The sequence below is a fragment of the Rhodococcus sp. R1101 genome (assembly GCF_000278445.1).
GTDB lineage: Bacteria > Actinomycetota > Actinomycetes > Mycobacteriales > Mycobacteriaceae > Rhodococcus > Rhodococcus gordoniae.
Map to the genome: position 1 here is coordinate 1 of NZ_AJVB01000317.1, position 4,380 is coordinate 4,380.

General features: G+C 68.6%; 8 protein-coding genes. 5 read left to right on the top strand and 3 right to left on the bottom strand.

What is annotated here, in order from left to right:
- On the bottom strand, nt 1-908 hold a 908-nt coding region (locus R1101_RS0116820), incomplete at its 3' end, for a 3-phosphoshikimate 1-carboxyvinyltransferase (RefSeq protein ID WP_037223880.1).
- A 79-nt stretch (nt 909-987) separates the two neighbouring features.
- On the opposite strand from R1101_RS0116820, the gene R1101_RS0116825 reads away from it, so the two are divergent.
- The gene (locus R1101_RS0116825; RefSeq protein ID WP_026003382.1) at nt 988-1,746 is read left to right on the top strand and encodes an SOS response-associated peptidase; all 759 of its coding nucleotides are present in this window, start codon (nt 988-990) and stop codon (nt 1,744-1,746) included.
- Nucleotides 1,747-1,770: 24 nt separating this feature from the next.
- Here the strand turns inward: R1101_RS0116825 and ybaK are convergent, their stop codons facing one another.
- The gene (ybaK, locus tag R1101_RS0116830) at nt 1,771-2,268 is read right to left on the bottom strand and encodes a Cys-tRNA(Pro) deacylase (protein WP_026003383.1); all 498 of its coding nucleotides are present in this window, start codon (nt 2,266-2,268) and stop codon (nt 1,771-1,773) included.
- 212 nt (nt 2,269-2,480) lie between these two features.
- Here ybaK and R1101_RS0116835 point away from each other — a divergent pair, with 212 nt between their 5' ends.
- Entirely contained in the window at nt 2,481-3,119 is a 639-nt protein-coding gene (locus R1101_RS0116835; protein WP_051017571.1) for a sigma-70 family RNA polymerase sigma factor, read from the top strand.
- A complete protein-coding gene (gene rsrA / locus R1101_RS0116840) occupies nt 3,116-3,397 on the top strand; it encodes a mycothiol system anti-sigma-R factor (protein WP_016934542.1) in 282 nt (93 codons plus the stop codon). Before R1101_RS0116835 ends, rsrA begins: the two co-directional genes overlap by 4 nt.
- Nucleotides 3,398-3,498: 101 nt before the next feature.
- On the opposite strand, the gene R1101_RS31530 is transcribed toward rsrA, so the two are convergent.
- Entirely contained in the window at nt 3,499-3,573 is a 75-nt protein-coding gene (locus R1101_RS31530) for a 50S ribosomal protein bL37 (RefSeq protein WP_022597109.1), read from the bottom strand.
- Nucleotides 3,574-3,668: 95 nt separating this feature from the next.
- Between R1101_RS31530 and R1101_RS0116845 the strand changes: the two genes are divergently transcribed.
- Both R1101_RS0116845 and R1101_RS0116850 read left to right on the top strand, forming a co-directional pair.
- Nucleotides 3,669-3,884 (top strand): biotin/lipoyl-binding carrier protein, encoded by a 216-nt coding sequence (locus R1101_RS0116845; RefSeq protein WP_026003384.1) that lies wholly within the window; start codon nt 3,669-3,671, stop codon nt 3,882-3,884.
- Nucleotides 3,885-3,918: 34 nt separating this feature from the next.
- A partial coding sequence (locus R1101_RS0116850; RefSeq protein WP_026003385.1) for a histidine kinase N-terminal domain-containing protein occupies nt 3,919-4,380 on the top strand: 462 nt, incomplete at its 3' end.

Genomic DNA, 4,380 nt, shown 5'->3' on the forward strand with positions numbered 1-4,380 from the left:
CCTGTCAGCTCGTGAGGGCCTCGCACGGTGAGCGTCCCGTCGGCCCACGACACCTCCGCGCCCATCTGCTCGAGGATCCCGCGGATCGCGTCACCGGCCTGCGTCGTCGACTCCGGCCACAGCGGTACCGAGACGACACCGCCGGTGACGGCCGCGGCCGCCAGGAAGGGGGTGGCGTTCGACAGGTCCGGTTCGACGGTGACGTCGAGTGCCTCGATCGTCGACGGCGGCACCCGCCAGATGTTCGCCTCGGACGTGTCGACGGGGACTCCGGCCGCCCGGAGCATCTCGACGGTCATCTCGATGTGCGGCATGGACGGCACCGGCTTGCCGTCGTGGTGCACCACCACGCCCTCGTCGAAGGCGGCGCCCGAGAGGAGCAGACCCGAGACGAACTGCGACGAGGCCGACGCGTCGATCGTCACCGCACCACCCCCGAGGCTCCCGTGACCGTGCACGGTGAAGGGGAGCCGGTCGCCGTCGATGTCGGCGCCGAGAGCGCGCAACGCGTCGAGCACGGTGCTCATCGGGCGGACGCGTGCCTGTTCGTCGCCGTCGAATCGCACGTCGCTGTCGGCCAGCGCCGCCAGCGGCGGCACGAATCGCATGACGGTGCCGGCCAGTCCGCACGCGACGTCGCCTCCGCGTAGCGGCCCGGGGGTCACGTCGAGGGTGGTGCCGCCGTCCCGCTCGGTGACGGTCGTGCCGAGCGTGCGCAGGGCTCCGATCATCAGATCGGTGTCGCGGCTGCGCAGCGCGCCGGTCACGGTGGACGGCCCGTCGGCGAGTGCGGCCAGGATCAGGGCACGGTTGGTGATCGACTTCGATCCCGGCAGCGTCACCGACGCTCGAACCGGGGACACGGCGCGGGGTGCTCTCCACAGACTCACCCGACCATCTTCGCCCATCCGGACCGGCGCGGGCACCCTCGCCCACCCGTGTGCGCCGGTGTCGGTTCCGTCACCCCCCGATGCCACACTCGACGGCATGTGCGGAAGGTATGTCTCCACGGCCGACCCGGCGATGCTCGCCGTCGAACTCGACGCACTCGACGAGACCGGCGACGACACCGGCGGGGAGGGCCGGGGACCCGACTACAACGTCGCGCCGACCAGCGAGGTGCTCACCGTCGTCGCCAGGCACGACGGTGAGGATCCCGACGGCCCGGTCCGTCGTCGTCTCCGCCGCATGCGCTGGGGCCTCGTGCCTCCGTTCGCCGAGGAGATCGGACGGTCCGCTCCGCTGATCAACGCTCGATCCGAATCGGTCGCCACCAAGCCGAGCTTCGCCCGGTCGCTGCGCCGCAAGCGGTGTCTCGTCCCGATGGACGGCTGGTACGAATGGCAGGTCGAGCCGGCACCGGACGGCAAGCCCCGCAAGGTTCCGTATTTCATGTCGCCCGCCGACGGATCGCGGGTCTGCATGGCCGGACTGTGGGCCGAATGGCGCGACCCGCGGAACCCGAAGGCGCCCCCGTTGTCGAGCACGGCGATCCTCACCGCGCAGTCGGTCGAGCAACTCGGCAACGTGCACGAGCGGATGCCGCTGATCCTTCCGCCGGAGCGATGGGACGCGTGGCTCGATCCCGACAGCCTCGGTCACCCGGAGCTGATCGTGCCGAGCGTCGAGGCGATCTCGGCGATCGAGATCCGCCGCGTGTCCGCGAAGGTCAACAGCATCCGCAACAATGGTCCCGAACTGCTGCAACCCGACGACGGCGCCGGCGATCAGATGGTGCTGTTGTAGGCGCGCCGCTGGAGCGGACGGGCCCTACGGACCGGCCGTGATCGGTGCCACGACCGCGCCGGTCAGCCGGATCAGATCGTGCGGATCCAGTTCGATCTCGAGCCCGCGCCGGCCCGCACTGCACAGCACGCGGTCCCACTCCTCTGCCGAGGCGTCGATCACGGTGCGTAGACGCCTGCGCTGCCCGAGGGGTGAGATGCCGCCGACGACGTAGCCGGTCGCGCGTTCGGCGGCGGTGTGATCGGCCATCACGGCCTTGCCGCCGCCCAGCGCCCCTGCCACGGCCTTGAGCGACAGCGTCGCCGGTACCGGGATCACCGCGACGGCGAGCTTGCCGTCCGCCGGCGACACCACCAGCGTCTTGAAGATCTGCTCGGGGGAGACCCCGAGGCGCTCGCCGAGTTCCTCGACGGCCTCGGCGCCGAAGGACGCGGCCCTCGGATCGTGTGCGTACTCGTGGACCCGGTGCGCGACCTTCTCGCGGTTCAGCAACACCGTCGCGGGAGTGGATGTCGAGGCCATCCGATCACTTTAGAAAACCGGAGGTGGGGAACAAGCGCAGTGGGTGCGGCGTTGCATTCCGACGGGTGGGTCCACCGGCCACCCGACACCCGACGATCGGAGAATTCGTGGCAGTGCTGTGCCCGCCTCGACCGGACGCCGTCCGGCGTCCCCCCGATCCGGACGCCGTCGTACCGGTAGCCTTCTCGACAGGCGTCGATGAAGGGATCGGTGTGGTCGAGGAGTCTGTGGAAGAACTGACGGAGCGGTTCGAGCGGGATGCGCTTCCCCTGCTCGATCAGCTCTACGGCGCTGCGCTGCGGATGACCCGCAACCCCTCCGACGCCGAAGATCTGGTGCAGGAGACGTACATCAAGGCGTTCTCCGCCTTCCGGTCGTTCCGGGAGGGAACCAACCTCAAGGCGTGGCTGTACCGGATCCTCACCAACACCTACATCAACTCGTACCGGAAGCGGCAGCGGCAGCCCGCGCAGTATCCGACCGACGAGATCACCGACTGGCAACTCGCCGCCACGGCCGAGCATTCGTCCACCGGCCTGCGGTCCGCCGAGGTCGAGGCGCTCGACGCGCTTCCCGACGACGACATCAAGGCGGCGTTGCAGGAACTTCCCGAGGAGTTCCGCATGGCCGTCTACTACGCCGATGTCGAAGGATTCCCCTACAAGGAGATCGCAGAGATCATGGGCACGCCGATCGGCACCGTGATGTCGAGACTGCACCGGGGACGCAAGCAGCTGCGCGGCCTGCTGGCCGACGTGGCGCGCGATCGTGGATTCATGCGGGGGAAGGCCGTGGACGCGGCAACCGGAACGACGGATCCGGCCGAGAGCGGAAAGGGAGCAGCGCAGTGAGCGAACCCGACTTCGATCGACTCGACTGCTCGGCGGTGATCGCGGACGTCTATCTGCTGCTCGACTCCGAGTGCGACGCCGGTTCCCGGGAGAAGCTGCAACGGCACCTCGACGAGTGCGGCACGTGTCTCGAGGCCTACGGGATCGAGGAGAAGATCAAGTCGCTGCTCGGTCGCAAGTGCGGCGGCGAACACGCCCCCGAGGGGCTGCGGGAACGGCTGATGCTGCAGATCCGCCGCACCGTGGTGATCACCGAAACCGACATCACCGAGTCGTAGCGGGACGGCGCACGGGCTCCCGTTCGGGACGGCGCCGCACGTGACAGGTCCGAACGTGACAGGGGCCGGAAAGCTGCTGCTTTCCGGCCCCTGTTCGCGTCTCAGGCGTTGGGACGCTTGCCGTGGTTGGCGGCGTTACCCTTGCGGCTGCGCTTCTTGCGACCTCGCTTACCCATGGTGGGATCTCCTTTCTCGTTCATTACAGTGTTTCACGTGCGGTCGAGTGGTCCTGTCGGCAGGTCCGCCGCCGGAGTGTGAAACGAGGTGTTCGATGGCGGAAGACGTACGCGCGGAGATGGTATCGACCGTGTTCGAGGTCGTCGTGCGAGAGGGTGACGTGGTGGCCGAGGGCGACACGCTGGTGATCCTCGAGTCGATGAAGATGGAGATTCCGGTGCTTGCCGAGACGGCCGGCACGGTGACCTCCGTGGGCGTCACGGTCGGGGACGTCATCCAGCAGGGCGACCTCATCGCCGTCATCTCCTGACGACGGATATCTCCTGAGTACGAAAGCGGTTCCCGTGTCCACACTCAGCTCGTTGCTCGCGAGGTACACCGATCTTCCGGGTGCGGCCGTCGATCACCTGCAGCGGGTCGTGGGCGAGTGGCAGTTGCTCGCCGACCTGTCGTTCGCCGACGTTCTCCTCTGGGTCGATGCCGCGCCGTCCGGAATCGTGTGCGTCGCGCAGTGCCGGCCCACCACCGCGTCCACGGTCATTCCGGAGGACGCTGTCGGCACCCTCGTCTCCGACAACGAACATCCCTACGTGCGTGAGGCTTTCGAGACCGGCGCGATCGTCGACGTCAAGTCGTCCCCGGGCGCCGGGATCAACATCCGGCAGGCCGTGCCCGTGCGCTGGGACGGCCGGGTCGTCGCGGTGCTCAGTCGTGATGCCGCGCGCGTGTCGCGGCGGTCGGCCAGCGCTCTCGAAACGGCCTATCTCGAATGCGCCGACGACCTCTATCGCATGATCAGCGAGGGC